Origin of the sequence: Streptomyces cyaneofuscatus (assembly GCF_000718135.1) — a bacterium.
GTDB lineage: Bacteria > Actinomycetota > Actinomycetes > Streptomycetales > Streptomycetaceae > Streptomyces > Streptomyces cyaneofuscatus.
Map to the genome: position 1 here is coordinate 1 of NZ_JOEM01000005.1, position 22,702 is coordinate 22,702.

Annotated in this window: 22 protein-coding genes and 2 pseudogenes; 9 read left to right on the forward strand and 15 right to left on the reverse strand. The window is 73.1% G+C overall.

The features are described 5' to 3' along the window. Positions 1-270 precede the first annotated feature (270 nt). Positions 271-2,835 (reverse strand): aminopeptidase N, encoded by a 2,565-nt coding sequence (gene pepN, locus IF17_RS0109040; protein ID WP_030563983.1) that lies wholly within the window; start codon positions 2,833-2,835, stop codon positions 271-273. Positions 2,836-2,980: 145 nt separating this feature from the next. Here pepN and IF17_RS0109045 point away from each other — a divergent pair, with 145 nt between their 5' ends. Further along, positions 2,981-3,769 (forward strand): MIP/aquaporin family protein, encoded by a 789-nt coding sequence (locus tag IF17_RS0109045; RefSeq protein WP_030563984.1) that lies wholly within the window; start codon positions 2,981-2,983, stop codon positions 3,767-3,769. Here IF17_RS0109045 and IF17_RS0109050 read toward each other — a convergent pair. Together IF17_RS0109050 and IF17_RS0109055 are read right to left on the reverse strand one after the other, a co-directional pair. Beyond that, positions 3,750-4,112 carry a chorismate mutase gene (locus tag IF17_RS0109050; RefSeq protein ID WP_030563985.1) on the reverse strand — a complete coding sequence of 121 codons (363 nt, stop codon included), beginning with the start codon at positions 4,110-4,112 and terminating at the stop codon, positions 3,750-3,752. The two genes, IF17_RS0109045 and IF17_RS0109050, sit on opposite strands and share 20 nt — an antisense overlap. 25 nt (positions 4,113-4,137) lie before the next feature. After that, entirely contained in the window at positions 4,138-5,016 is an 879-nt protein-coding gene (locus tag IF17_RS0109055; RefSeq protein ID WP_030563986.1) for a helix-turn-helix domain-containing protein, read from the reverse strand. Positions 5,017-5,250: 234 nt separating this feature from the next. On the opposite strand from IF17_RS0109055, the gene IF17_RS0109060 reads away from it, so the two are divergent. Further along, a complete protein-coding gene (locus IF17_RS0109060; RefSeq protein WP_030563987.1) occupies positions 5,251-7,047 on the forward strand; it encodes a glycoside hydrolase family 35 protein in 1,797 nt (598 codons plus the stop codon). A gap of 67 nt (positions 7,048-7,114) precedes the next feature. On the opposite strand, the gene IF17_RS0109065 is transcribed toward IF17_RS0109060, so the two are convergent. From IF17_RS0109065 to IF17_RS01000000136255, 4 genes and pseudogenes are all read right to left on the reverse strand, one after another. Next, positions 7,115-7,894 carry a S1 family peptidase gene (locus tag IF17_RS0109065; RefSeq protein ID WP_030563989.1) on the reverse strand — a complete coding sequence of 260 codons (780 nt, stop codon included), beginning with the start codon at positions 7,892-7,894 and terminating at the stop codon, positions 7,115-7,117. Between the two features lie 222 nt (positions 7,895-8,116). After that, positions 8,117-8,695: an NAD-dependent epimerase/dehydratase family protein gene (locus IF17_RS1000000139670; RefSeq protein ID WP_237667029.1), complete on the reverse strand. Its 579-nt coding sequence runs from the start codon at positions 8,693-8,695 to the stop codon at positions 8,117-8,119. A 59-nt stretch (positions 8,696-8,754) separates the two neighbouring features. Continuing rightward, positions 8,755-9,015 carry an NAD-dependent epimerase/dehydratase family protein gene (locus tag IF17_RS1000000139675; RefSeq protein WP_032771828.1) on the reverse strand — a complete coding sequence of 87 codons (261 nt, stop codon included), beginning with the start codon at positions 9,013-9,015 and terminating at the stop codon, positions 8,755-8,757. Positions 9,016-9,144: 129 nt separating this feature from the next. Next, a pseudogene (locus IF17_RS01000000136255) lies at positions 9,145-9,426 on the reverse strand (SDR family NAD(P)-dependent oxidoreductase); the annotation flags it as partial. Here IF17_RS01000000136255 and IF17_RS0109080 point away from each other — a divergent pair. The 3 genes from IF17_RS0109080 to IF17_RS0109090 all read left to right on the forward strand — a co-directional run bounded on the left by IF17_RS0109080 (position 9,394) and on the right by IF17_RS0109090 (position 11,758). Further along, positions 9,394-9,897: a MarR family winged helix-turn-helix transcriptional regulator gene (locus IF17_RS0109080; RefSeq protein WP_032771843.1), complete on the forward strand. Its 504-nt coding sequence runs from the start codon at positions 9,394-9,396 to the stop codon at positions 9,895-9,897. The pseudogene IF17_RS01000000136255 and the gene IF17_RS0109080 sit on opposite strands and share 33 nt — an antisense overlap. A gap of 106 nt (positions 9,898-10,003) precedes the next feature. After that, the gene (locus IF17_RS0109085; RefSeq protein ID WP_030563993.1) at positions 10,004-10,918 is read left to right on the forward strand and encodes a hypothetical protein; all 915 of its coding nucleotides are present in this window, start codon (positions 10,004-10,006) and stop codon (positions 10,916-10,918) included. 30 nt (positions 10,919-10,948) lie between these two features. Continuing rightward, on the forward strand, positions 10,949-11,758 hold the full coding sequence (locus IF17_RS0109090) for an ankyrin repeat domain-containing protein (RefSeq protein ID WP_030563994.1): 810 nt from the start codon (positions 10,949-10,951) through the stop codon (positions 11,756-11,758). Here the strand turns inward: IF17_RS0109090 and IF17_RS1000000139680 are convergent. The 3 genes and pseudogenes from IF17_RS1000000139680 to IF17_RS0109105 form a co-directional block, all read right to left on the reverse strand. Next, positions 11,724-12,317 carry a GNAT family N-acetyltransferase gene (locus IF17_RS1000000139680; RefSeq protein WP_051883950.1) on the reverse strand — a complete coding sequence of 198 codons (594 nt, stop codon included), beginning with the start codon at positions 12,315-12,317 and terminating at the stop codon, positions 11,724-11,726. The two genes, IF17_RS0109090 and IF17_RS1000000139680, sit on opposite strands and share 35 nt — an antisense overlap. A gap of 372 nt (positions 12,318-12,689) precedes the next feature. After that, positions 12,690-13,076: pseudogene (locus IF17_RS1000000140220) on the reverse strand (VOC family protein); the annotation flags it as partial. A 33-nt stretch (positions 13,077-13,109) separates the two neighbouring features. Then, complete coding sequence (locus IF17_RS0109105; protein WP_030563996.1) at positions 13,110-14,036, reverse strand: SDR family oxidoreductase; 927 nt, start codon at positions 14,034-14,036, stop codon at positions 13,110-13,112. Positions 14,037-14,132: 96 nt separating this feature from the next. Between IF17_RS0109105 and IF17_RS0109110 the strand changes: the two genes are divergently transcribed. The 4 genes from IF17_RS0109110 to IF17_RS0109125 are packed head-to-tail and all read left to right on the forward strand — an operon-like array spanning position 14,133 to position 17,607. Continuing rightward, positions 14,133-14,882, forward strand: coding sequence for an enoyl-CoA hydratase family protein (locus IF17_RS0109110; RefSeq protein ID WP_030563998.1), 750 nt, complete (start codon positions 14,133-14,135; stop codon positions 14,880-14,882). Positions 14,883-14,918: 36 nt separating this feature from the next. Next, positions 14,919-15,779, forward strand: a complete 861-nt coding sequence (locus tag IF17_RS0109115; RefSeq protein WP_106980160.1) for a CoA transferase subunit A — start codon at positions 14,919-14,921, stop codon at positions 15,777-15,779. Then, a complete protein-coding gene (locus IF17_RS0109120) occupies positions 15,776-16,525 on the forward strand; it encodes a CoA-transferase subunit beta (protein WP_030564001.1) in 750 nt (249 codons plus the stop codon). The genes IF17_RS0109115 and IF17_RS0109120 overlap by 4 nt, the downstream gene beginning before the upstream one ends. Further along, positions 16,525-17,607, forward strand: coding sequence for an NAD(P)H-dependent flavin oxidoreductase (locus IF17_RS0109125; protein WP_030564004.1), 1,083 nt, complete (start codon positions 16,525-16,527; stop codon positions 17,605-17,607). Before IF17_RS0109120 ends, IF17_RS0109125 begins: the two co-directional genes overlap by 1 nt. A gap of 96 nt (positions 17,608-17,703) precedes the next feature. Here the strand turns inward: IF17_RS0109125 and IF17_RS0109130 are convergent, their stop codons facing one another. The 5 genes from IF17_RS0109130 to IF17_RS0109150 form a co-directional block, all read right to left on the reverse strand. Next, positions 17,704-19,368, reverse strand: a complete 1,665-nt coding sequence (locus IF17_RS0109130) for a DEAD/DEAH box helicase (RefSeq protein WP_030564005.1) — start codon at positions 19,366-19,368, stop codon at positions 17,704-17,706. A gap of 187 nt (positions 19,369-19,555) precedes the next feature. After that, positions 19,556-19,759: a cold-shock protein gene (locus IF17_RS0109135; RefSeq protein WP_015607926.1), complete on the reverse strand. Its 204-nt coding sequence runs from the start codon at positions 19,757-19,759 to the stop codon at positions 19,556-19,558. A gap of 232 nt (positions 19,760-19,991) precedes the next feature. Next, positions 19,992-21,149: an acetyl-CoA C-acetyltransferase gene (locus tag IF17_RS0109140; protein ID WP_030564006.1), complete on the reverse strand. Its 1,158-nt coding sequence runs from the start codon at positions 21,147-21,149 to the stop codon at positions 19,992-19,994. 43 nt (positions 21,150-21,192) lie between these two features. Beyond that, positions 21,193-21,804, reverse strand: coding sequence for a TetR/AcrR family transcriptional regulator (locus IF17_RS0109145; RefSeq protein WP_030564009.1), 612 nt, complete (start codon positions 21,802-21,804; stop codon positions 21,193-21,195). 30 nt (positions 21,805-21,834) lie between these two features. Next, positions 21,835-22,617 carry an SDR family oxidoreductase gene (locus IF17_RS0109150; RefSeq protein WP_030564011.1) on the reverse strand — a complete coding sequence of 261 codons (783 nt, stop codon included), beginning with the start codon at positions 22,615-22,617 and terminating at the stop codon, positions 21,835-21,837. Positions 22,618-22,702 lie beyond the last annotated feature (85 nt).

The window sequence follows — 22,702 nt, forward strand, 5'->3', positions numbered from 1 at the left end:
AGGTGCGGCGGCGCGAGGTGCGGCGGCGCGAGGTGCGGCGGCGCGAGGTGCGGCGGCGCGAGGTGCGGCGGCGCGAGGTGCGGCGGCGCGAGGGGGCGCGGGCGCCTCTGACCGAGGGGCTGACGGGCCGGAGCCGCCGACGGCTGGTCCGGGGGGGCTGTTCCCTCGGCGGTCAGCCGAGGGGCCATCGGTGCAGGACCGGTGGAAAAGCCGACGGGCGCGCGAAGGGTGTCTTCGCGCGCCCGCCGGTCCTCCCCCGGGTCTGCCGGTTCAGTGCTCCGTGGTCCGTACGGCCAGGGCGCGGCGCAGGTCGTCGAGCTGGTCGACCAGCTTGCGGTGCAGCGCCGGGGTGAGGGCCGGGTCCTTGAGGGCCCGGGTGCCGGTGGCGAGGCTCTCGGGGTCGACGGCGTACGCGGGGAAGGCGTACCGTCCGGCGGCTTCCGCGATGGCCGGGCCTCGGCGGGCGGCGAGTGCGGTGGCGTCGGGGTAGAAGCGGTCCACGTACGGGGCCAGCAACTCGTCCTGGCCGGGCTGCCAGAAGCCCTGGGCGGTGGCGGTGAACAGGTAGTTGGAGAGGGTGTCGTCGCCGAACATGGCGTGCCAGGCGGCGGCCTTGGCCTCAGCGGTGGGCAGGGCGGCCCGGCAGCGGGCGGCGCCTTCGCGGCCGGTGGCGCTGGGGTCGGCGGCGAGTTCGGCGGCGATGGCCGCCTCGTCGGTGGCGCCGAGGGCGGCGAGGCGGGTGAGGATGCGCCAGCGCAGCTCCGGGTCGAGTTCGGGTCCGCCGTGGACGGTGCCTTCGGTGAGCCAGTTCTGGAGGGTGTCGGGCTGGGTGGCGGCGTCGATGAAGTGGCGTACGGCGGTGAGGCGCAGCCCCGGGTGGGAGCCGTCCTCGGTCCGGCGGATGAGGTCGCGGCACAGGCTGGTGAGGGTGGCGAGCGCTGCGGGGCGGGCCTCGGGGGTGACGTAGCGGGCGGCGATCTGGCCGTCGGCGAAGGACAGGACGCCCTGGACGAGTGCGAGGTCGCTCTCGTACGGGAGGTGGGTGCGGGCGGCGGTGAGGTAGCGCGTCGGGTCCAGCTCGCCGTCGCGGACCATGTCGCGGGCCGCGTTCCAGATGACGGCCCGGGTCAGGGCGTCGGGGATGGCGGAGAGGTGGCCCAGGGCGGTCTCCCAGGAGGCGGCGTCGAGGCGGATCTTGGCGTAGGTGAGGTCGCCGTCGTTGAGGACGACGAGGGCGGGGCGGCGGCCGGGGCGGACGAGGGGGGCGCCGTCGCCGGGGATGTCGAGTGCGAAGCGGTCGCGGGGGGCGAGGTGGCCGGGGCCCGCCTGGGTGTTGAGGGCGTGGTCGAAGGTGGAGACGGTGATGCGGTGGGGGCGGCTGCCGTCGCGCTCCACGGCGAGCGCCCAGGACTGTCCGGCCTCGGTGGGCGCGGTGGGCTCGTGGACGTCGGCGGTGAGGGTGTCGACGCCGGTGGTGCGAAGCCACTGCTCGGCCCAGGCGTGGACGTCGCGGTCGGTGGCGGAGGCGAGGTTGTCGATGAAGTCGGCGAGGGTCGCGTTGGCGAACTTGTGCCGGGCGAAGTGGGTGTTGATCCCGGCGAGGAAGTCCTTCTCGCCGAGCCAGGCGACGAGTTGGCGGAGCGCGGAGGCGCCCTTGGCGTAGCTGATGCCGTCGAAGTTGAGGAGGGCGGAGGCGGTGTCGGGTACGGCCTCGGGGTCGGGGGCGACGGGGTGGGTGGAGGGGCGCTGGTCGGCGTCGTAGCCCCAGCCCTTGCGGGCGACGCCGAAGTCGACCCAGGTGTCGGGGAACGGGGTCTCCCCTGCTCGAACGGAGTTGAGAGCTTGGGGAATGGTGGCTTCGGTGAGGGTCTGGTAGCCCATGTACTCGGCGAAGGACTCGTTCAGCCAGATGTCGTCCCACCAGCTGAGGGTGACGAGGTCGCCGAACCACATGTGGGCCATCTCGTGGGCGATGGTCACGGCGCGGGACTGGCGTTCGGTGTCGGTGACGGCGGAGCGGAAGACGTATTCGTCGCGGAAGGTGACGAGTCCGGGGTTCTCCATGGCGCCCGCGTTGAACTCGGGGACGAAGGCCTGGTCGTAGGAGTCGAACGGGTAGGGCTCGTCGAACTTCTCGTGGTAGCGGTCGAAGCAGGCGCGGGTGATACCGAGGATCTCGTCCGCGTCGGCGTCCAGGTAGGGCGCGAGGGAGCGCCGGCAGTGGAGGCCGAAGGGCAGGCCGGCGTGCTCGGTGGTGACCGAGTGCCAGGGGCCCGCGGCGACGGCGACGAGGTAGGTGGAGATGAGCGGGGTGGGCGCGATGGTCCAGCGCCCGTCGCCGGTGCGTTCGGCGACGCCGTTGCCGAGGACGGTCCAGCCCGCGGGGGCGGTGACGTCGATGGCGAAGACGGACTTCAGGTCGGGCTGGTCGAAGGCGGCGAAGACGCGCTGGACGTCCTCCAGGAACAGCTGGGTGTAGAGGTACGTCTCGCCGTCGGCCGGGTCGGTGAAGCGGTGCATGCCCTCGCCGGTACGCGAGTAGCTCATCGCGGCGTCGACGTGGAGTTCGTGGGGGCCGGGGGTGAGGCCGGTGAGGGGGTAGCGGTTCCCGTCGAGGAGGGCGGGGTCCAGCGGCTGTCCGTCCAGGGCGATGGAGCGCAGGGTGGCGGGCTTGATCTCGACGAAGGTGTCTCCGGCCGCGTGGGCGGTGAACCGGATGGCGGCCCGGGAGTCGAAGGTCTCCTCGCCGGTGGTGAGGTCGAGGGCGATCGTGTACCGCTCCACGTCGATGATCTGGGCTCGGGTCTGCGCTTCGTCGCGCGTCAGTACGGACATGGGCCCATGCTGCCGTACGGGGTGGGGCGGGCGCAGGGGGGTTCTCGCTGGGCGTACGAGGGCCTGGGGCGAGCGGATACCCCCTGGGGGCTGTGGCCGCTTACCATCTCCTCGGCGCGGCACACCGAGTACCGAGGACGTCCTCATGACGCTCACGCCTGCGCGCGATGCCGCCGCCCACGTTCCTGACCCTGTTCCCGCCCCCTCCCCCGGTCTGTTGCGCCGTGCCGCCTGCGAGTTCGGGCTGACGGCGCTGCTGCTCCTGGCGGTCGTGAGCGGGGTGCGGTGGCTGTTCGCGCCGGACGGGTACGGAGGCGGCGGGGTGGCGTTCGCCCTGCTCGGGGCGGGGGTCGGCGTGCTGCTCGGCGCGCTCATGCTCTCCGCGCCGGGGCGGTGGTCGGGCGGGCATCTGAATCCGGCGGTCACCGTCGCCCTGTGGCGGCTCGGGGTGTTCCCGGGGCGGGACGTGGTGCCGTACGTCGTGGCGCAGCTCGGCGGTTCGGTGGCCGGGACGTGGGCGGCGGGGCTGGTGTGGGGGCCGGTGGTCGCCCGGCCGCCGGTCTCCCACGCGGTGGTGCGGCCCGGTCCGGGCTGGGGCGAGGGGGCCGTGGTGGCGGCCGAGGCGGGGGTGCTGGCCGGGTCGGCGCTGCTGCTCGCCGGGCTCCTGGCGCATCCGGTGGGCCGAAGACTCCTCCCGTACGCCGTCGGCCTGGTCACCGCCCTCGTGATCGCGGTGCTCGGCCCGCTGAGCGGCGGGTCGGCCAACCCGGCCCGGCAGTTCGGCCCGGCGCTGCTGTCGGGCGAGGCCGGGCGGCTGTGGGTGTACGCGGCCGGGCCGGTGCTGGGGGCGGTGGCCGGGGCGGGGCTGTGCAGGAGGGCCGGGGTGCTCGGGGTCCGGATCACCCCGCCGCCGGTCAGGCCTCGGCAGCCGTAGCGCTCCCGTTCCCGTTCCCGTCGGCGTTTCCGTTCCCCGCCTCCTCCGCGATGCGCTCGTGGTGGCGGATGACCTCGGCGATGATGAAGTTCAGGAGCTTCTCGGCGAACGCCGGGTCCAGGTTGGCGCTCTGCGCGAGCTGCCGCAGCCGGGTGATCTGGCGGGTCTCGCGGGCCGGGTCGGCGGGCGGCAGCTGGTGGTCGGCCTTGAGGCGGCCGACCTGCTGGGTGGCCTTGAAGCGCTCGGCGAGCATATGGACGACGGCGGCGTCGATGTTGTCGATGCTCTCGCGCAGCCGGTTCAGCTCGGCCTGGACGGACGCGTCGATTTCGCTCGTACTCATGGTCAGCGAGCTTAGACGCCCCTCCTCACGGCCCGATCATCGGCGGGTGGTCCGGGTCGGGTACCTGGTCGCTCCAGCCACCGGGAACGCTGCGGCCCTGCTGTTCGCGGAAGCGGACGGGGGCGGTGCCGACGCGGCGGGCGAAGAGGCGGGAGAAGTAGGCGGGGTCGTCGTAGCCGACGCGGCGGGCGACGGCGGCGACCGGGAGGTCGGTGGCGGCGAGGAGTTCCTTGGCCCGGCCGAGGCGGATGGTGAGCAGGTAGTCCTTGGGGCTGCATCCGGCGCCGCGCCGGACGGCGGTGCGGAGTTCGGCGGGGGTCATGCCGTGCTTCGCGGCGTGCTCGGCGACGGTGAGCGGCTGGTAGGCGTCCCGGGCGAGCGCCTGGAGGACCGGGTCGCCGTCGGGGCCGAGGTCGGCGCGGGCGCGGCGCAGGGCGACGAGGAGCTCGTGGACGGCGGCCGCGGTCTCGACCTCCAGCAGGGGGTTGCCGCGGCGGGCGGCGCGCACGATGCGGCCGACGGCGGCGCGGGGGGCGGCGGTGTCGGAGAGCGGGACGAGGGGGCGGTCGGGCTCGATGCAGCCGAGCTCGGTGTACGTGGTGGTGGCGGGGCCGGTGAAGTCGACGAAGCTCTCGTCCCAGCCGGTGCCGGGGTCGGCGCCGTAGTGGTGCGGGGTGCCGGGGGTGAGCCAGATGAGGGTGGGCCCGGTGACGGGGGTGCGGCGTCCGTCGGGGCCGGCGAACCAGCCGGTGCCGGAGTTGACGATCACGGCGACGTGGTGGTCCAGGGTGCGGGGGCCGACGGTGGGCAGCGCGCCGTGCTGGAGGCCGACGCCGAGGCAGACGAGGCCGAGGCGGTGGTGGAGCGGGCTGGGGGTGAAGAAACGCATCCAGGTGTGGTACATCGCGGCCTTCCCCTCCCAGGGTCCTGGAATCCGTTGCGTCCGTGGGGTCTGTTGCGTTCGTGGGGTCTGTTGCGTTCGTTGCGTCCGTCGGGTCCGCTGCGTCCGTCGGGTCCGTTGCGTCCAATCAGCAGCGATCTTTGTCCATGGACCCGCCGTAACGCCAGAGGTCACAGTGGTCGGACCATTGCGCGCCCGGGCCGCCGGGTGGGCCGAGCACAGGAGCGTACGAGCACGATGACGGACTTCACCGTGGGGGACGACGACTTCCGGCTCGACGGGAAGCCCGTACGGCTGCTGTCGGGTGCCCTGCACTACTTCCGGGTGCACGAGGAGCAGTGGGACCACCGGCTGGCGATGCTGGCGGCGATGGGGCTGAACTGCGTCGAGACGTACGTCCCGTGGAATCTGCACGAAGAGCGCGAGGGGGCGTACCGGGATGTGGGGGCGCTCGGCCGGTTCCTGGACGCGGTGGAGCGGGCGGGGCTGTGGGCGATCGTGCGCCCGGGGCCGTACATCTGTGCCGAGTGGGAGAACGGCGGGCTGCCGGTCTGGGTGACGGGCCGGTTCGGGCGCCGGGTGCGGACGCGGGACGACGGCTACCGGGCCGTGGTGGAGCGGTGGTTCCGGGAGCTGCTGCCGCAGGTGGTGGAGCGGGAGATCGGCCGGGGCGGTCCGGTGATCCTGGTGCAGGCGGAGAACGAGTACGGGAGTTACGGCTCGGACGCGGTGTATCTGGAGTGGCTGGCGGGGCTGTTGCGGCGGTGCGGGGTGAGCGTGCCGCTGTTCACGTCGGACGGTCCGGAGGACCACATGCTGACGGGCGGTTCCGTGCCCGGGCTGCTGGCGACGGCGAACTTCGGCTCGGGCGCGCGGGAGGGGTTCGAGGTGCTGCGCCGCCATCAGCCGAAGGGGCCGCTGATGTGCATGGAGTTCTGGTGCGGCTGGTTCGACCACTGGGGGGCCGAACCCGTCGTACGGGACGCCGGGCAGGCGGCGGAGGCGCTGCGGGAGATCCTGGAGTGCGGGGCGTCGGTGAACGTCTACATGGCGCACGGCGGGACGAACTTCGCGGGGTGGGCGGGGGCGAACCGGGGCGGTCCGGTGCAGGACGGGGAGTTCCAGCCGACGGTGACGTCGTACGACTATGACGCGCCGGTCGACGAGTACGGGCGGGCCACGGAGAAGTTCCACCTGTTCCGGAAGGTGCTGGCGGAGTACGCGCAGGGTCCGCTGCCCGCGCTGCCGCCGGAGCCGAGGGGCCTGGCCGGGCCGCCGGTGCGGGTGGAGCTGGACGGGTGGGCCGGGCTCGACGACGTACTGGAGGCGCTGGGTGATCCGGAGGGGCCGGAGTCGGGGGTGGCGCCGACGTTCGAGGAGCTGGGGGTCGGGCGGGGGCTGGTGCGCTACCGGGTGGCGGTGCCGGGGCCGCGTATGCCGTATCCGCTGACGGCCGCCGGGCTGCGGGACCGGGCGGTGGTGTACGTGGACGGGGTGCGGGCGGGGGTGCTGACCGAGGAGAGCGCCACGCTGCCGGAGCCGGTGGCGGGTGGGGCGGTGGTGGAGCTGTGGGTGGAGTCGCTGGGCCGGGTCAACTACGGGCCGCGGCTGGGTGAGCCGAAGGGGATCACGGGCGGGGTGCTGCACGAGCGGCAGTACCTGCACGGTGTACGGGCCCGGGGGCTGCGGCTGGACGCCTTCGAGGAGGCGGGCGCGGTGGCGGGGGTTCCGTTCGGTCCGGTGCCGGGGGTCCCCGGGGGGACCGGGTTGTTCCGGGGGACGTTCACCGTCGGGGGGACGGAGGGCGTCGATCACGCGGGGCTGCGGCTGCCCGGCTGGACGCGTGGCTTCGTCTGGGTGAACGGTTCCTGCCTGGGCCGGTACTGGTCGGCGGGCCCGCAGGAGACGCTGTACGTGCCGGGTCCGGTGCTCAGCGAGGGCGTCAACGAGGTGTGGGTGCTGGAGCTGGAGGGCGCGGGCGAGGCGTGGGTGGAGCTGGGTCCGGGGGTGGCTGTACGGTCGGGCACGCCGTAGCCGGGTCCGGGGGTGCCCGTGGCGTCGGGCACCCCCGGGGTGGTTCAGCCGTGATCAGTCAGCGGCGTCAGAGCGTGCGGGCCGCGGAGGCGATGGCGGAGGCGAAGGTCGAGACCTCGGCGTAGACGCCGGGGTAGCCGGGCCGGGCGCAGCCGTAACCCCAGCTGACGATGCCGACCTGGACCCACTCGTTGGCGTTGTCCTTGCGGAACATCGGGCCGCCGGAGTCACCCTGGCAGGTGTCGACGCCACCGGTGTCGGGGTATCCGGCGCAGATCTCCTCGGCCGCGACGAGCTCGTTGCCGTAGGCGGAGCGGCAGGCGGCGTCGGAGACGAACGGGACGTTGGCCTTGAGCAGGTAGCGCTGCTGGCTGCCGCCCTCGCGGTTGGCGCCCCAGCCGGCGACGGTGAACGTGCCCTGGTTGTACGCGGTGGTGGTGGCGATCTTGAGGGTGGGCTGGTTGATGGGCTGGGCCAGCTTGATCAGTGCCCAGTCCTTGCCGGTGCCGTTGTAGCCGGGGGCCTGGAGGACCTTGGTGGAGCGGACCTTGACGGCGTTGGGCGACTGGAGGTCGACGACGCCGCCGGTGGCGGTGATGGAGGTGTTGTTGCCCGATCCGTTCACGCAGTGGGCGGCGGTGAGGACGATGTCCTTGGCGTAGAGGGCGCCGCCGCAGCCCATGGAGAGCCGGACCATGAAGGGGAACTCGCCCTGGGCGGCGCGGGTTCCGCCGACGACGGGGTTGGGGGCGGCGGAGGCGGTGACGGGCTGGAGGCCGACGACCGCTATGGCGACGGTGGCGACGACGACGGAACATCTCTTCAGCGCACGCAGGAGTTGCTTCACGGACTGCCTACTTTCGTGGGGGGCTGCTGTGGGAACCACGACGGGACGACTCCATGACTTGGTCATGAACCCGTCAAGGCCATCCGATTATCGGGAGCCGTTCACCGCTGCCACAAGGCGCACTTTTCGGCCAAGTCCGTGGGTGGGCAGGTGAGGTACGGAAAACGCCGCCGCGACCGGTCGCGGTCGGGGGCGCAGGCCGTAGTCAAGCGCGGACCGCGCTCAAGCGCTCAGCGCGCGCAGCCGCGCCTCGCCGATCATGGTCAGCATGTCGGTGCGCTCGGGGCGCCAGCCCAGCTCCCGCCGGGAGTCGACGGCTCGGATGCGGCTGGACGCGGCCATGACGAGGGCGCCGAACTCGCCCCACACCCCGGCGGCTTCCCCGGGAGTGAGGCTGCGCGCCTCCACCCCGAGGTCGGCGGCGACGCGTTCCGCGATCCAGCGGTTGGGGGTCTCCCCGGCCACCGCGTGGTAGAGCCCGCCGGCCCGTCCGCCGGCCAGGGCGAGGGTGAACAGGCGGGTCACGTCGTCGATGTGGACGTGGCTGTACGTGTTCAGCCCCGGCCCGACACAGGCGGCCGCCCCGGTCGTGGCGACGGACCGGTAGACCATCGGCACGTGGCCGTGGTCGCCGGGGCCCCAGATCAGACCGGGCCGGACGACCATCGCCCGTACGCCGTCCCCGGCGGCGGCCAGAACGGTGTCCTCGGCCGCCTTGCGGAACGCGGCCAGCGGCTCGGGGGTGAAGGGGTCGCATTCGGCGAAGACGTCGGGGCTCCAGGCGCCCCCGGTGCGCTGCATCAGGACACCGCTGCCGGACAGGAGGACGAGCGTCTTTCCGGTACCGGCGAGTGCGCGGGTCAGGTCCCGGACGGTGGCGCTCTCCTGGTCCGGGGCGGCCCGGGCGGCGTAGACGACCGCGTCCGCGCGCAGGGCCGCCGCGACGGCGGCCGGGCGGCGCGCGTCCAGGTCGGCGGCGACCGGAGTGAGCCCTGGGCCCGGAGGGTGGCGGCAGCAGCCCCGGTGCGGGCCAGGCCGGTGACGGTGTGGCCCTCGGCCGCGAGGTGGCGGGCGAGGTGGCCGCCGACGAAGCCGGTGACGCCGATGACGAAGATGTCCATGGCGTGGCTCCTCACATGTGCGGGCAGGCCCTCAGGGCTCTCAGGGAGGCAGGGCGCTCAGGCGGGCAGGGTGCTGCGCTCTCCGCCGTCGGCGTACAGGACGGCGCCGTTGACGTACAAGCTGGCCGGACCGGCCAGGAGGAACGGGGCGCGGGTGTTCACCGCGATGTGCCGGTCGAAACTCGCCGCGTCGGTCGCCGCGGTCGGGGCGAACTCGTACAGGCCCGCGTTGCTCACCAGGATGTCCACGGCGCCCGCCTCGGCGGCCAGGCGCAGCGTGTCCTCGGCGTCGGTGAGGTCGGCGGCGACGAACCGGGCGCTGCCGCCCTCGGCCGCGATCTCCTCCACCAGGGCCTCGCCCCGGGTCCGGTCCCGTCCGTGCAGCACGACCTCGGCGCCCTGACGAGCGAGGTTCAGGATCCGGCTCTCGATACCGACCTGGGCTGGGCGATCCGTATGGTCTCCGCCGCGTTCCGCCGCGTCGCCACCGAATCCGTCGCCGACCTGCCCGGCGGAGCCCGCGGCTACCTCGTCCTGGTCGCCCTCGCCGGCGGCGAGCCTCCGACCCAGCTGGCCCTGGCCAGAGAGGTCAGCCTCGACCGCACCGTGATGACCTATCTGCTGGACGGCCTCGAAGCACACGAGCTGGTCACCCGCAGGCCCGATCCGCGCGACCGGCGCGCACGCCAGGTCCTGATCACCGACACCGGACGCTCCCGCCTCGACCGGGTCAGGCGGAGCCTCGCCGCCGCCGAGGCGCGCCTGCTCACCGACCTCGACGCAGAGGATTCGGCGCAGCTGCGCACCCTGCTCTCCCGCGTCGCGCAGACCGCCCAGCGCGAGGCCGTCACCCCCGACGAAGCCGACGCGGCGAACTGCTGACAGCCCCACCCGCCCGGCCGGGCACCCCCCTTGCCTCCCCCCCCGGCCTACAGTGGAGACCGGCCGTGGGCGGGGGCCCTCGGCCGGAGCGGATGGGGGTACGGACGTGAGCAACGGCAGTCCGGGCGCACCGGTCGTCCACGGCTTTCCGCATCTGGACACGGTCCGGTCCGCGATCACCGCGCTGTACCGGCGGCTCTCCCCCGACGGCGTCCACTCCTACGGCACCAGCCTGGTCCCGGCCGATGCCGCCTTCTCCGACGCGGACGACCTCCACCTCGGCGCCCAGCGGGTGGCTCGGGCCCTGGTCCAGCACCTCCACCTCCCCGACGCCCGCATGATCGTCGGCTTCCGCACGATGGAGCACGCGGCGAGCGTGGAACTGACCGCGGGACCCGAGTACTTCATCGAGCTGAACGACCGGTTCCGCACCCACCGCAGGGACATCGGCGCGGCGCTCGCCCATGAGATCACCCATGTCCTGCTGCACCGGCTGGGCCTGGAGTTCCCCGGCACCCGGGACAACGAGATCCTCACGGACACGGTGACCGCCTATCTCGGCGCGGGCTGGCTGCTGCTGGACGCCTTCCGGGAGGACGCCACCTCCCGGCAGAAGCTGGGCTATCTGACGCCGGAGGAGTTCGGATACGTCCTGGCCAAGCGGGCGCTGGCGTTCGACGAGGACCCTTCGCCGTGGTTCACCAGCCCGCAGGCGTACACGGCGTACACCAAGGGCCGGGCGCAGGCGCTGCACGATCTGCGCAGGCCCCCGCTGACAGCGGCAGGCTGGGCGGGACGGCGGCGCTACGCCAAGGACCGGCGGTACGCCCAGGACCACCCCGGTACGGACCCGGGCACCGGCGCGGACCCGGCTGTTCCGTACACCTTCGAGCCCGGCGGCGAGGGGCTGCGGGTCTCCTTCCCCTGCCCCACCTGCCACCAGCGCATCCGGCTGCCCGTCCGGGGCCGGACCGTCGCGCGGTGCGGACTGTGCCGTACGCGACTCGAGTGCGACACCTGAGCATCATTTCGGCCACCGTAGGGTCGAAGCATGACGAACGAGCCGATCAGGGATGAACCAAGCCTGTTCGATGCGCTGTACGAGGACGAGAACGCTGTCGTACGGGCCCTGCGCGCGGGTGCGCAGGCCGAGTCGAGCGACGAGGAGGGGATGACGGCGCTCTATCTGGCGGCGGTCCAGGACCTGCCGGGGACGGTACGGCTGCTGCTCGCGGCGGGCGCGGATCCCGACCGGGCGAGCGGCCCCGAGGCGGGCGACCTGCCGCTGTGCGGGGCGGCGTGCGGCGGGCACACCGAGGTGGTGGAGGCGCTGCTGGCCGCCGGGGCGCGGCCGGATCTGCGTGAGGAGTTCGGATTCACGGCGCTGCGCTGGGCGGTGGGTCTCGGCCACGCCCCGACGGTGGAGGCGCTGCTAGCCGGGGGCGCGGACCCGTTGCTGCCCGGCCCGCAGGGGGAGCCGATGCTGGTCCTGGCGGCGCAGCGCGGCTCTCTGTGGACGGTGCGGGCGCTGCTGGCGTACGGGGCGGGGGCGCCGGGGCAGGAGGCGGCGGTCGGGGTGGCGCTGGAGGAGGCGCGGCGGCTGGCCGGTCTCGACCTGGAGCAGGAGTTGCTGGGGCAGCTGGAGGAGGCGTACGGGACCGGCCTCGACGCGGTGGTCCGGCGGGAGCCGGCCGACGGCGAGGAGACGGTGGCCGTGGAGCTGCTGCGCGACGGGGAGCCGGCGGCGGGGGTGGACCGGCACACGGGGCACGCGGAGATCGCGGCGCTGCTGGAGGGGGTCACGCGCGGGGGCGTGCCTCTGGGGACTACGCCCGGCGCTTCTCCCATTGCGCCCGGGTGAGCACGTACTCCACCTCCCCGTGTTCCGAGCCCTCGATGGCGTCCGGCCAGTCCTCGGCGTAGGCGCGGAGGAAGGTCAGCCCCACCTTCTCCATCACCCGCCGGGACCCGGAGTTGACGGCCATGGTGTTGGCGGTCACGCGCTCGGCCCCGAGGTCGGTGAACCCTTTGCGCACGAGGGCCCGAGCGCCCTCGGTGGCGTAACCACGCCCCCAGGCGGCCCGGTTGAGCCGGTAGCCGAGTTCGACGACGGTGCGGTCCTGATCGTCGACGGGCCGGAGTTCGAACCAGCCGAGGAAGGTGCCGGTGGCCTTCTCCTCGGCGGCCCAGAACCCTCGGGTGCCGGTGCACGGGTGGTCGTGGAGGAGCCGTGGCAGGGTGCGCTCGCGGATGGACTCGGCGGTGGTGGGCCGGCCGCCGTTGATGTACCGCATGACCTCGGGGTCGTTGTCGAGGGCGAGCAGGTGGGGGGCGTCGGCGTCCGTGAACGGGCGCAGCGCGAGCCGGTCGGTCTCCAGGAAGACCGGGGAAGTCTCCGGCCCCTGTAGGCGGAAGGTCATACCTTCCGGGCTCGACAGCCGCGCCAGGCCTGCGGAGACGGTGACGAGTTCTCCGCCGTGCGCGCGGGCCCGGGCGGCGACAGCGTCGAGGTCGTCCACGGCGAGGGCCAGCTCCCACTGCGGCGCGGTGATGGTGGTGGCTTCGGCGAACGCGGCCCGGGCGGGCGGAGCGCCGGTCGTCATCCCGGTGTAGAAGTGCCGGGCCCGCTCGGGGTCTTCGCAGGCCAGGACCATGGAATGGGGTACGGCCACGGCCTCGTCCGGGGGCGACACCGGCCACCCCGCGAACCCCTGCGGCCGCCAGAGGGAGACGACCGCGCCGACCGGGTCGATGAGGGTGGCGATCCGCCCCTGGTCCCCGGCGTCGAAGGGCGGTACGAGGATCTGTGCGCCGGTCTCCGCCGCCACGGCCGTACGGCGGTCCACGTCGTCGACCGCCAGGTAGTAGGCGACATGGGCAGGCAGCCCCGGCGGGTAGACGGGCTGCGCGAGGTCGCTGAGGCCGCCGATGCGGTGGTCCCCGGCGGAGATGGTGACGGCCTTGCGCCAGTCCTGCTCGTCCACCGCGAAGTCCCAGCCGAGCACGGCGGAGAAGAAGGCGGCGGTGCCGGAGGGGTCGCGGGTCTTGAGGTCCATCCAGCAGAACTCGTCCAGGGGGCCGTGCCGTGTCATCGTGCGCTCCTCGGTGTCCTGTGCTGGATATCGGGAGCGCTGATCTCTCCGCAAGCGAGTTTCCGCGCCGCACGGGGTGGGCTGCATGGGCTGCGTGGGCCGCGCGTCGTACGGGACCGGCTACGACGCCCCGTACACGCGCTGCGGAACCTCCGCGTCCGCCAGCAGCCGGCGTACGGTCTTCCCCGCCTCGGCCGGGGACCTGCGGGCGCCCCGGTCGTCGGTGGGACCGGGGCGCCAGCCCTCCATGACGGTGATGCGGCCCGCCTCGGCCTCGAAGACGCGGCCGGTCACCCCGTCGCTCGCGGCGGAACCGAGCCAGACGACGAGGGGCGAGACGTTCCCGGGGGCCATCGCGTCGAACTGCCCCTCCCCCGGGGCCGCCATCGTCGCGGCGAAGGTCTGCTCGGTCATCCGGGTCCGGGCGGCGGGGGCGAGGGCGTTGACATGGACTCCGTACCGGCTCAGTTCGGCGGCCGCGACCAGGGTGAGGGCGACGATTCCGGCCTTGGCGGCCGCGTAGTTGCCCTGGCCGACGCTGCCGAAGAGCCCGGCGCCGGAGCTGGTGTTGATCACCCGGGCGACGGGCGTCCGGCCCGCCTTGGCTTCCCCGCGCCAGTGGGCGGCGGCGTGCTTCAGGGGCAGGAAATGGCCCTTGAGGTGGACGCGCATCACCGCGTCCCAGTCGTCCTCGTCCAGGTTGACGAGCATCCGGTCGCGCAGGAAGCCCGCGTTGTTGACCAGGGTGTCCAGGCGGCCGAAGGCGTCCAGGGCGGTGGTGACCAGGGAGGCTGCGCCCTCGGTGGTGGCGATGTCGCCGTCGTGGACGACCGCTTCGCCGCCCCCGGCCGCGATCTCCTCGACGACGCGGCGGGCGGGGCCGGCCGAGCCGCCGTCACCGCCGGGCCCGACGCCGAGGTCGTTGACGACGACCCGGGCGCCTTCGGCGGCGAAGGCGAGCGCGTGGGCCCGGCCGAGGCCGCGTCCGGCGCCGGTGACGGCGACGACCCGGCCCGCGCAGAGCCGTCCGGTGGGGGGTGTGGTCATCGCATCTCCCTTTCGTGTGGGCCTGGTTGGCGGGCGGGGGTGCGACTGCTACCGTCCACCTAACAAATGTTTGGTGGAAAGGTAGCTGATCCTCCGATGACTGTCTCCACCGCATATCCGGCCGATGCCGAGGGCGTCTGCGTCATCACCGTCGACCATCCCCCCGTCAACGCCCTTCCCGTGCGGGGCTGGTACGAGCTGGCCGACGCCGTACGGGCGGCCGGCCGCGACCCGGAGGTGCGCTGTGTCGTCCTGGCCGCCGCCGGGCGCGGCTTCAACGCCGGTGTCGACATCAAGGAGTTGCAGCGCGACCCGGGGAACGCGGCTCTGATCGCCGTCAACCGGGGGTGCGCGGAGGCGTTCGAGGCCGTGTACGCGTGCGAGGTCCCGGTCGTCGCGGCGGTGCGGGGATTCTGCCTCGGGGGCGGGATCGGCCTGGTCGGGAACGCCGACGCGATCGTGGCGAGCGAGGACGCCGTCTTCGGGCTGCCGGAGCTGGACCGGGGCGCACTCGGGGCCGCGACCCATCTGGCCCGGCTGGTCCCGCAACACCTGATGCGGACGCTGTACTTCACCGCGCGCACGGTGACCGCGACCGAGCTGCTGGCCCACGGCTCGGTCTGGCGGGTCGTCCCGGCGGCCGAACTGCTGGACGCGGCGGTGGAGTTGGCGGCGGAGATCGCCCGCAAGGACGGCCACCTGCTGCGGCTGGCCAAGGCCGCGCTCAACGGCATCGACCCCGTCGACGTACGGCGCAGCTACCGCTTCGAGCAGGGCTTCACCTTCGAGGCGAGCCTGGCGGGGACGGCCGGCCGGGTCCGTGACACCTTCGGCAAGGAGGCCTGAGACGTGAGTACGGTGTCCGCCGCGCGCGACAAGACGATGACGCCCGACGAGGTGGCAGGCCGGCTGCACAGCGGTATGACGATCGGCATCGGCGGCTGGGGGTCACGCCGCAAACCCATGGCCCTGGTACGGGCGTTGCTCCGCTCCCCCGTCACCGATCTGACGGTGATCTCCTACGGCGGCCCGGACGTCGGGCTGCTCGCCGCCGCCGGCCGGATCTCCCGCCTGGTCACGGCGTTCGTGACGCTCGACTCGATCCCGCTGGAGCCGCACTACCGGGCGGCCCGGCAGCGCGGGGCGTTCGCGTTGACGGAGATCGACGAGGCGATGTTCCTGTGGGGGCTGCACGCGGCCGCCAACCGGCTGCCGTTCCTGCCGGTGCGGGCGGGGCCCGGCTCCGATGTGATGCGGGTCAACCCCGAGCTGCGCACGGTGACTTCACCGTACGAGGACGGCGAGGAGTTCGTCGCGGTGCCGGCCCTGCGGATGGACGCGGCGCTGGTCCACATGAACCGGGCGGACCGGCTGGGCAACGGCCAGTACCTGGGCCCCGACCCGTACTTCGACGACCTGTTCTGCGAGGCGGCGGACACGGCGTACGTCTCGTGCGAACGCCTGTTGCAGACGGCGGAGTTGACGGGAGGGTCGGGCGCGGCCCCGCAGACGCTCCTCGTCCAGCGGCACTCCGTCACCGGGGTCGTCGAGACTCCGGGCGGTGCGCACTTCACCTCGTGCGTCCCCGACCATCCGCGCGACGAGCCGTTCCAGAAGGCGTACGCGGCAGCGGCTGCGGACCCGGTGGCCTGGGCGGAGTTCAGCGCGCGCTTCCTGCCTCCGGACGGCGACGAGAAGGGCTACCAGCAGGCGGTCCGCACCTGGCACGAGGAGCAGAGATGAACACACCGGGCACTGCTGCCGCGACCCGTGCCGAATACTGCGTGATCGCCTGCGCGGAGGCCTGGCGCGGCGACGGCGAGGTGCTGGCCAGCCCGATGGGCGCGGTCCCGTCCGTCGGCGCGCGGCTGGCGCGGCTGACCTTCGCCCCCGAACTGCTGCTCACGGACGGCGAGGCGACGATCGTCGGCCCGGGCGGTGAGGTGGAGGGCTGGCTCCCCTACCGCAAGCACCTCACCCTGGTGACCGGCGGCCGGCGGCACGTGATGATGGGCGCGAGCCAGATCGACCGGTTCGGCAACCAGAACATCTCCTGCATCGGCGACTGGGAGCAGCCGGCCCGCCAGCTCCTGGGAGTGCGCGGAGCACCGGTCAACACCCTGAACAACCCGGTGAGTTACTGGATCCCCCGGCACTCGCCCCGGGTCTTCGTGGAGCGGGTCGACATGGTCTGCGGCGTCGGTTACGACCGGGCGGAGGCGGCGGGCCCCTCGGCGACACGCTTCCACCGCATCCCCCAAGTCGTCAGCGATCTCGGGGTCTTCGACTTCGCGACCCCGGACCGCTCGATGCGGCTGGCCTCGCTCCACCCGGGCGTCACCGTGGAGATGGTCGAGGAAGCGACGGGCTTCCAACTGACCGTCCCCGCCGACGTCCCGTACACCCGCAACCCCACACCCGCCGAACTCGCCCTGATCCGCGAGGTCATCGACCCGTCGGGCACCCGGAACCGCGAGGTGCGGCCCTGATGCGCACGGCGCTCGCGGAGCTCGTGGGGGTTCGGCACCCGATCGTGCAGACGGGGATGGGGTGGGTCTCCGGCCCCCGCCTGGTCACGGCGACCGCGCGGGCCGGGGCGCTCGGCATCCTGGCCTCCGCGACGATGACGCCGGACCAACTGCGGTCCGCCGTACGGGAGGTGAGGTCGCGGACGGACGCCCCGTTCGGGGTGAACCTGCGGGCGGACGCCGGGGACGCGCGGGAGCGGGTGCGGATCATCGTCGAGGAGGGCGTACGGGTGGCGTCGTTCGCCCTCGCCCCGTCGCAGGAGCTCATCGCGGAGCTGAAGGACGCCGGTGTGGTGGTCGTCCCGTCGGTGGGGGCCCGGCGGCATGCGGAGAAGGTCGCGGCGTGGGGCGCGGACGCGGTGATCGTGCAGGGCGGCGAGGGCGGCGGGCACACGGGGGACGTGGCGACGACGGTGCTGCTGCCCCAGGTGGTCGACGCGGTGGACATCCCGGTGATCGCGGCGGGCGGCTTCCACGACGGGCGGGGGCTGGTGGCGGCGCTGGCGTACGGGGCGGCGGGCGTGGCGATGGGGACCCGGTTCCTGCTGACCTCGGACTCGACGGTGCCGGACGCGGTGAAGGCGCGGTATCTGGCGGCCGGGGTGAAGGACATCACCCTGACGAGGGCCGTGGACGGGCTCCCGCACCGGATGCTCCGTACGGAGATGGTGGCGGAGCTGGAGGGGGCGGGGCGGGTGCGTTCGCTGTACCGCGCACTGCGGCGGGCGTCCGGCTTCCGCCGGATCTCCGGGCTGACCTGGCCCGGGATGGTGCGGGACGGTCTTGCCCTGCGGCACGGCAAGGAGCTGACCTGGAGCCAGGTGCTGCTGGCGGCGAACACGCCGATGCTGCTGAGGGCGGCGATGGTGGAGGGCCGCGCGGATGTGGGCATCATGGCGTCGGGCCAGGTCGCGGCCCTGATCGAGGACCTGCCGAGCGTGGGGGTGCTGGTGGCGCGGATCATGGCGGAGGCGGAGCGGACCCTCGCGGCCCTGGGCGCCGAATCCAGCCCGGCCGCCAACTCAAGCCCGTCCGGCGATTGAGGACAACCCCGGTCCGGGGCTTTCGGGGCTCTGCCCCGGACCCCGGTCCTCAATCGCCGGACGGCTGGATGTGCGCCCGGACCGCCTGAAATGCCGCTACGCGGCGCGACGCCCCCGCGCAGGCGCACCGGAACGCACGCCGCCGGAACGACCCGCACCACCACCGGACGCCCCACCGGCACGCGCGCCGCCGGAACGACCCGCGCCACCACCGGAAGCGCCGCCGGCACCCGCACCCGCGCCGGAACCGGACCCCCGCCGTCCCCGCCCCCGGCTCCCGGAGCGCACCGTGCCCCCGCCGGAGCCGGCCGAACCAGAACCCGAACCGCCCGACCGGGTCCGCTGCTTCGGCGGAGTCGGCTGCGGGACCTCGACCACGATCGCGATCCCGGAAGGCTCACGCGCCCCCGTGATCCGGGACAGCTCCTCGTCACTGGAGGTGACCCGCGTGGTGCGCGGCGCGATGCCCGCGTCCTGCATCAGGCGGGTCATCTCCCGCTTCTCCTCGGGCAGCACCAGCGTGACGACGCTGCCGGACTCCCCGGCGCGGGCCGTACGGCCGCCCCGGTGGAGGTAGTCCTTGTGGTCGGTCGGCGGGTCCACGTTGACGACGAGGTCGAGGTCGTCGACGTGGATGCCACGGGCCGCCACGTTCGTCGCGACGAGCGCGGTGACCTGGCCGTTCTTGAACTGGTCCAGGGTCCGGTTCCGCTGCGGCTGGGAGCGCCCGCCGTGCAGGGCGGCAGCCCGTACACCGCTGGCCAGCAGCCGCTTGGCGAAGCGGTCGGCGGCACGCTTGGTGTCCACGAACATGATCACGCGGCCCTCACGGGCGGCGATCTTCGTGGCGACGGCCTTCTTGTCCGTCTCGTCCATCACGTGGAGCACGTGGTGCTCCATCGTGGTGACCGCACCGGCGGACGGGTCGACGGAGTGGACGACCGGGTCGGCGAGGAACATCTTGACGAGGCGGTCGATGTTCTTGTCCAGGGTGGCGGAGAACAGCATCCGCTGCCCGTCCGCCTCGACCTGCTTGAGCAGGGCGACAACCTGCGGCATGAAGCCCATGTCGGCCATCTGGTCGGCCTCGTCGAGGACGGTGATGGCGACCTCGTCCAGCCGGCAGTCGCCGCGCTCGATGAGGTCCTTCAGCCGGCCCGGGGTGGCGACGAGCACTTCGGCACCGCGCCGCAGGGTGGCGGACTGCTTGGTGATCGACATGCCGCCGACGACGGTGGCCATCCGCAGGTTGACGGCGGTCGCGTACGGGGTCAGCGCGTCGGTGACCTGCTGGGCCAGCTCACGGGTGGGCACGAGGACCATGGCCAGCGGGGCGCGCGGCTCGCTGCGGCGCCCGGCGGTGCGGGCGAGCAGGGCCAGGCCGAAGGCGAGGGTCTTGCCGGAGCCGGTGCGGCCCCGGCCGAGGATGTCCCGGCCGGCCAGCGAGTTCGGCAGGGTCGCGCCCTGGATCGGGAACGGCTCGGTGACGCCCTGCGCGGCGAGGGTCTTCAGCAGCGCGGCCGGCATGTCGAGGTCCGCGAAGGCCTCGACGGCGGGCAGGGCGGGGGTCACCGTCTCCGGCAGGGCGAACTCGCCCTGCGGCGGGGTGGCACGGCGGCGGGCCGGAGCCTTGGACGGAGCCTTACCGCGGGCGGCGGAGCCGCCACGGGGGTTGGAAGCCGCCTGCGCGGTCGCGCCCTGGCCGCGGCCACGGGCCGGGCGGGAGCGGGGGGTGCGGTCCTGGCGTTCGAAGCGAGTCATACGGAATTGCCCTCCTGGGGGATTCCTGGGCAACTACGGATTCGGATCACTGCCGATGTGCTTGTCCTACCGCTTGTTGTGCGCCCCCAGGATGCGCGCACAAAGCGGGTTGTTGCTCGAACAGCACAAACCGGGGCCCGCACCTTCACGGTGCGGGCCCCGGTCAGAGAGGTACGCGTCGCGGCAATTAGGCCGGGACGATGTTCTCCGCCTGCGGGCCCTTCTGGCCCTGCGTGACGTCGAAGGAGACCTTCTGGCCCTCCTGGAGCTCACGGAAGCCCTGGGTGGCGATGTTGGAGTAGTGGGCGAAGACGTCGGCGCCGCCGCCGTCCTGCTCGATGAAGCCGAAGCCCTTTTCCGAGTTGAACCACTTCACGGTTCCAGTAGCCATGTCATTCTCCTAAAAGAGGTGCAGTGCCGAGAACCCGCACTTTACGGATTCCAAGTCGCCGCATTGAGCCCCACCCGGAGAAAGCCGGAAAACAATAAAGCGCCTGAGGAAGCATTCCCGTCAGGCGCACATAAAGTTCATGGGTACCAAAACTGCAACGGGAACACCGTAGCACGTCCTCCCTGCGCGTGGTGGATCACGCCACGCCGCCCTCGAAGACGCCGGGTGCTGGTCAGAGGCGCTCGACGATGGTGACGTTGGCCTGTCCGCCGCCCTCGCACATGGTCTGGAGCCCGTAGCGGCCCCCGGTGCGTTCCAGTTCGTGCAGGAGCGTGGTCATCAGCTTGGCACCGGTCGCCCCGAGCGGGTGGCCGAGCGCGATCGCCCCGCCGTTGACGTTGACGCGCTCGGGGTCGGCGCCGGTCTCCTTCAGCCAGGCGAGGACGACCGGGGCGAAGGCCTCGTTGATCTCGACGAGGTCGATGGCGTCGATGGTGAGGCCGGTCTTCTTGAGGGCGTACGCGGTGGCGGGGATCGGCGCGGAGAGCATGCGGATCGGGTCCTCGCCCCGTACGGAGAGGTGGTGGATCCGGGCGCGCGGGGTCAGCCCGTGTTCGGCGACGGCCCGCTCGGAGGCGATGAGCAGGGCGGCGGCCCCGTCGGAGACCTGCGAGGAGCAGGCGGCGGTGATCGTGCCGCCGGGAAGGACGGGGCTGAGGGCGGCCATCTTGGCCAGGGTGGTGTCGCGGCGCGGGCCTTCGTCCTCGGTGACGTCCCCGTACGCGACGGTCTCGCGGGCGAAGCGGCCCTCGTCGATGGCGCGGACGGCGCGGCGGTGGGAGGTGAGGGCGAACTCCTCCATGTCCTCGCGGCTGATGTCCCACTTCTCGGCGATGAGCTGGGCGCCGTGGAACTGGTTGACGGGCGCGTCGCCGTACCGGGCGCGCCAGCCCTCGCTGCCCGCGTACGGGCCCTCGGTGAGGCCGAGGGGTTCGGCGGCCTGCCGGGAGGCGAAGGCGATGGGGATCTGGGTCATGTTCTGGGTGCCGCCCGCGACGACGAGGTCCTGGGTGCCGGAGAGGACGCCCTGGGCCGCGAAGTGGAGGGCCTGCTGCGAGGAGCCGCACTGCCGGTCGATGGTGACGCCCGGGACCTCTTCGGGCAGCCCGGCGGCCAGCCATGACGTACGGGCGATGTCCCCGGCCTGCGGTCCGACGGTGTCCAGGCAGCCGAAGACGACGTCCTCCACGGCCGCCGGGTCGACGCCGGAGCGGGCGATGAGCTCGCGCAGCACGTGCGCGCCGAGGTCGGCGGGGTGGACGGACCCGAGACCTCCCTTGCGCCGTCCGACGGGTGTCCGTACCGCTTCGACGATGTAGGCCTCGGCCATGGCTGCTGCTCCTCGGTCGTCAGGAGGTGGCTACAAGAGGTGGCTAGGTGCGCAGGGCGATCCCGTCCAGCACCATCGAGAGGTACTGGCGGGCGATCTCTTCGGGGCTGTGATGTCCGCCGGGCCGGTACCAGGAGGCCGCGACCCACACGGTGTCGCGGACGAAGCGGTAGGTGAGGCGGATGTCCAGGTCGTCACGGAAGGTGCCTTCGGCGACGCCGCGTTCCAGGGTGGAGAGCCAGACCTTCTCGAACTTCGCCTGCGAGTCGGCGAGGTAGGCGAAGCGCGGCTGGGTGGCGAGGTACTTCGACTCCTTCTGGTAGATCGCGACGGCGGGGCGGTGCCGGTCGATCTCCCGGAAGGACTCGGTGACCAGTGCCTCGATGGTCTCGCGGGGGCCGAGCCCGGCCGCCAGGACGGCGTCGTACCCCTGCCAGAGCTCGTCGAGGAAGGTGGAGAGGATCTCGTCGATCATCGATTCCTTGGAATCGAAGTGGTAGTAGAGGCTGCCGGCGAGCATCCCCGCCTCATCCGCGATGCGGCGGACGGTGGTGGCGTTGTATCCCTGGGCGGCGAAGACCTCGGCGGCGGTGGCGAGGAGTTCGCGGCGCCGTTCGGGGGTGGGGGTCACCTGGGGCTTCTTCTTGGTAGGCACCGGTCCATTGTCCGCCCGCCACCGTCTCGTTCACGCATGCTGGCTGCTGACGGCGACGACCTCACCGGTCATGTACGAGGAGTAGCCGCTCGCCAGGAAGACGATGACGTTGGCGACCTCCCAGGGCTCGGCGTACCGGCCGAACGCCTCCTTCTCCGTCAGCTCGGCGAGCAGCTCGGCCGACGTGACCTTGGCCAGGTGGGGGTGCATGGCGAGGCTGGGGGCGACGGCGTTGACGCGTACGCCGTAGTCGGCGGCTTCGAGCGCGGCGCAGCGGGTGAGGGCCATGACACCGGCCTTGGCGGCGGCGTAGTGGGCCTGGCCGCGCTGGGCGCGCCAGCCGACGACGGAGGCGTTGTTGACGACCACTCCCCCGGTCCCGGCGGCCTTGAGGGAGCGCAGGGCGGCGCGGGTGCAGCGGAAGGTGCCGTTCAGGGTGACGTCGAGGATCTTCGTCCACTCGCCGTCGGTCATCTCGGTGAGTTCGGCGGTACCGCCGAGTCCGGCGTTGTTGACGACGATGTCGAGGCGGCCGTGGACGCGCTCGGCGTGGGCGAAGAGGGCCCGCACCTGCTCCTCATCGGTGACGTCGCAGGTCAGGGCGGTGACGCGGTCGGCGCCGAACTCCTCGGCGAGGGCCTGCGCACTCTCCTTCAGCCGCCGCGCGTGGGCGTCGCCGATGACGACGCGGGCGCCCTCCTCCAGGAAGCGGCGGGCGGTGGCGCCGCCGATCCCGGCCCCGGCGGCGGCGGTGACGACGGCGGTGCGGCCGGTCAGCAGTCCGTGGCCCGGCAGGTAGTCCGGTGCGCCCATCGGCCCATCCCCCACTCCTCGACGGTGCGTGAGCCGTACGTTAACCTACCAAACACTTGTTAGGGAACGGCCTCGGCGACAGTGC

Excerpts from the sequence above, each read along its gene's own strand:
- pepN (WP_030563983.1), bottom strand. The coding sequence starts at position 2,835 with ATGTCCGTACTGACGCGCGACGAAGCGCAGACCCGAGCCCAGATCATC.
- IF17_RS0109045 (WP_030563984.1), top strand. The coding sequence starts at position 2,981 with ATGACGCTCACGCCTGCGCGCGATGCCGCCGCCCACGTTCCTGACCCT.
- IF17_RS0109050 (WP_030563985.1), bottom strand. The coding sequence starts at position 4,112 with ATGAGTACGAGCGAAATCGACGCGTCCGTCCAGGCCGAGCTGAACCGG.
- IF17_RS0109055 (WP_030563986.1), bottom strand. The coding sequence starts at position 5,016 with ATGTACCACACCTGGATGCGTTTCTTCACCCCCAGCCCGCTCCACCAC.
- IF17_RS0109060 (WP_030563987.1), top strand. The coding sequence starts at position 5,251 with ATGACGGACTTCACCGTGGGGGACGACGACTTCCGGCTCGACGGGAAG.
- IF17_RS1000000139670 (WP_237667029.1), bottom strand. The coding sequence starts at position 8,695 with ATGCAGCGCACCGGGGGCGCCTGGAGCCCCGACGTCTTCGCCGAATGC.
- IF17_RS1000000139675 (WP_032771828.1), bottom strand. The coding sequence starts at position 9,015 with ATGGACATCTTCGTCATCGGCGTCACCGGCTTCGTCGGCGGCCACCTC.
- IF17_RS0109090 (WP_030563994.1), top strand. The coding sequence starts at position 10,949 with ATGACGAACGAGCCGATCAGGGATGAACCAAGCCTGTTCGATGCGCTG.
- IF17_RS1000000139680 (WP_051883950.1), bottom strand. The coding sequence starts at position 12,317 with ATGACCTTCCGCCTACAGGGGCCGGAGACTTCCCCGGTCTTCCTGGAG.
- IF17_RS0109105 (WP_030563996.1), bottom strand. The coding sequence starts at position 14,036 with ATGACCACACCCCCCACCGGACGGCTCTGCGCGGGCCGGGTCGTCGCC.
- IF17_RS0109110 (WP_030563998.1), top strand. The coding sequence starts at position 14,133 with ATGACTGTCTCCACCGCATATCCGGCCGATGCCGAGGGCGTCTGCGTC.
- IF17_RS0109115 (WP_106980160.1), top strand. The coding sequence starts at position 14,919 with ATGACGCCCGACGAGGTGGCAGGCCGGCTGCACAGCGGTATGACGATC.
- IF17_RS0109120 (WP_030564001.1), top strand. The coding sequence starts at position 15,776 with ATGAACACACCGGGCACTGCTGCCGCGACCCGTGCCGAATACTGCGTG.
- IF17_RS0109125 (WP_030564004.1), top strand. The coding sequence starts at position 16,525 with ATGCGCACGGCGCTCGCGGAGCTCGTGGGGGTTCGGCACCCGATCGTG.
- IF17_RS0109130 (WP_030564005.1), bottom strand. The coding sequence starts at position 19,368 with ATGACTCGCTTCGAACGCCAGGACCGCACCCCCCGCTCCCGCCCGGCC.
- IF17_RS0109135 (WP_015607926.1), bottom strand. The coding sequence starts at position 19,759 with ATGGCTACTGGAACCGTGAAGTGGTTCAACTCGGAAAAGGGCTTCGGC.
- IF17_RS0109140 (WP_030564006.1), bottom strand. The coding sequence starts at position 21,149 with ATGGCCGAGGCCTACATCGTCGAAGCGGTACGGACACCCGTCGGACGG.
- IF17_RS0109150 (WP_030564011.1), bottom strand. The coding sequence starts at position 22,617 with ATGGGCGCACCGGACTACCTGCCGGGCCACGGACTGCTGACCGGCCGC.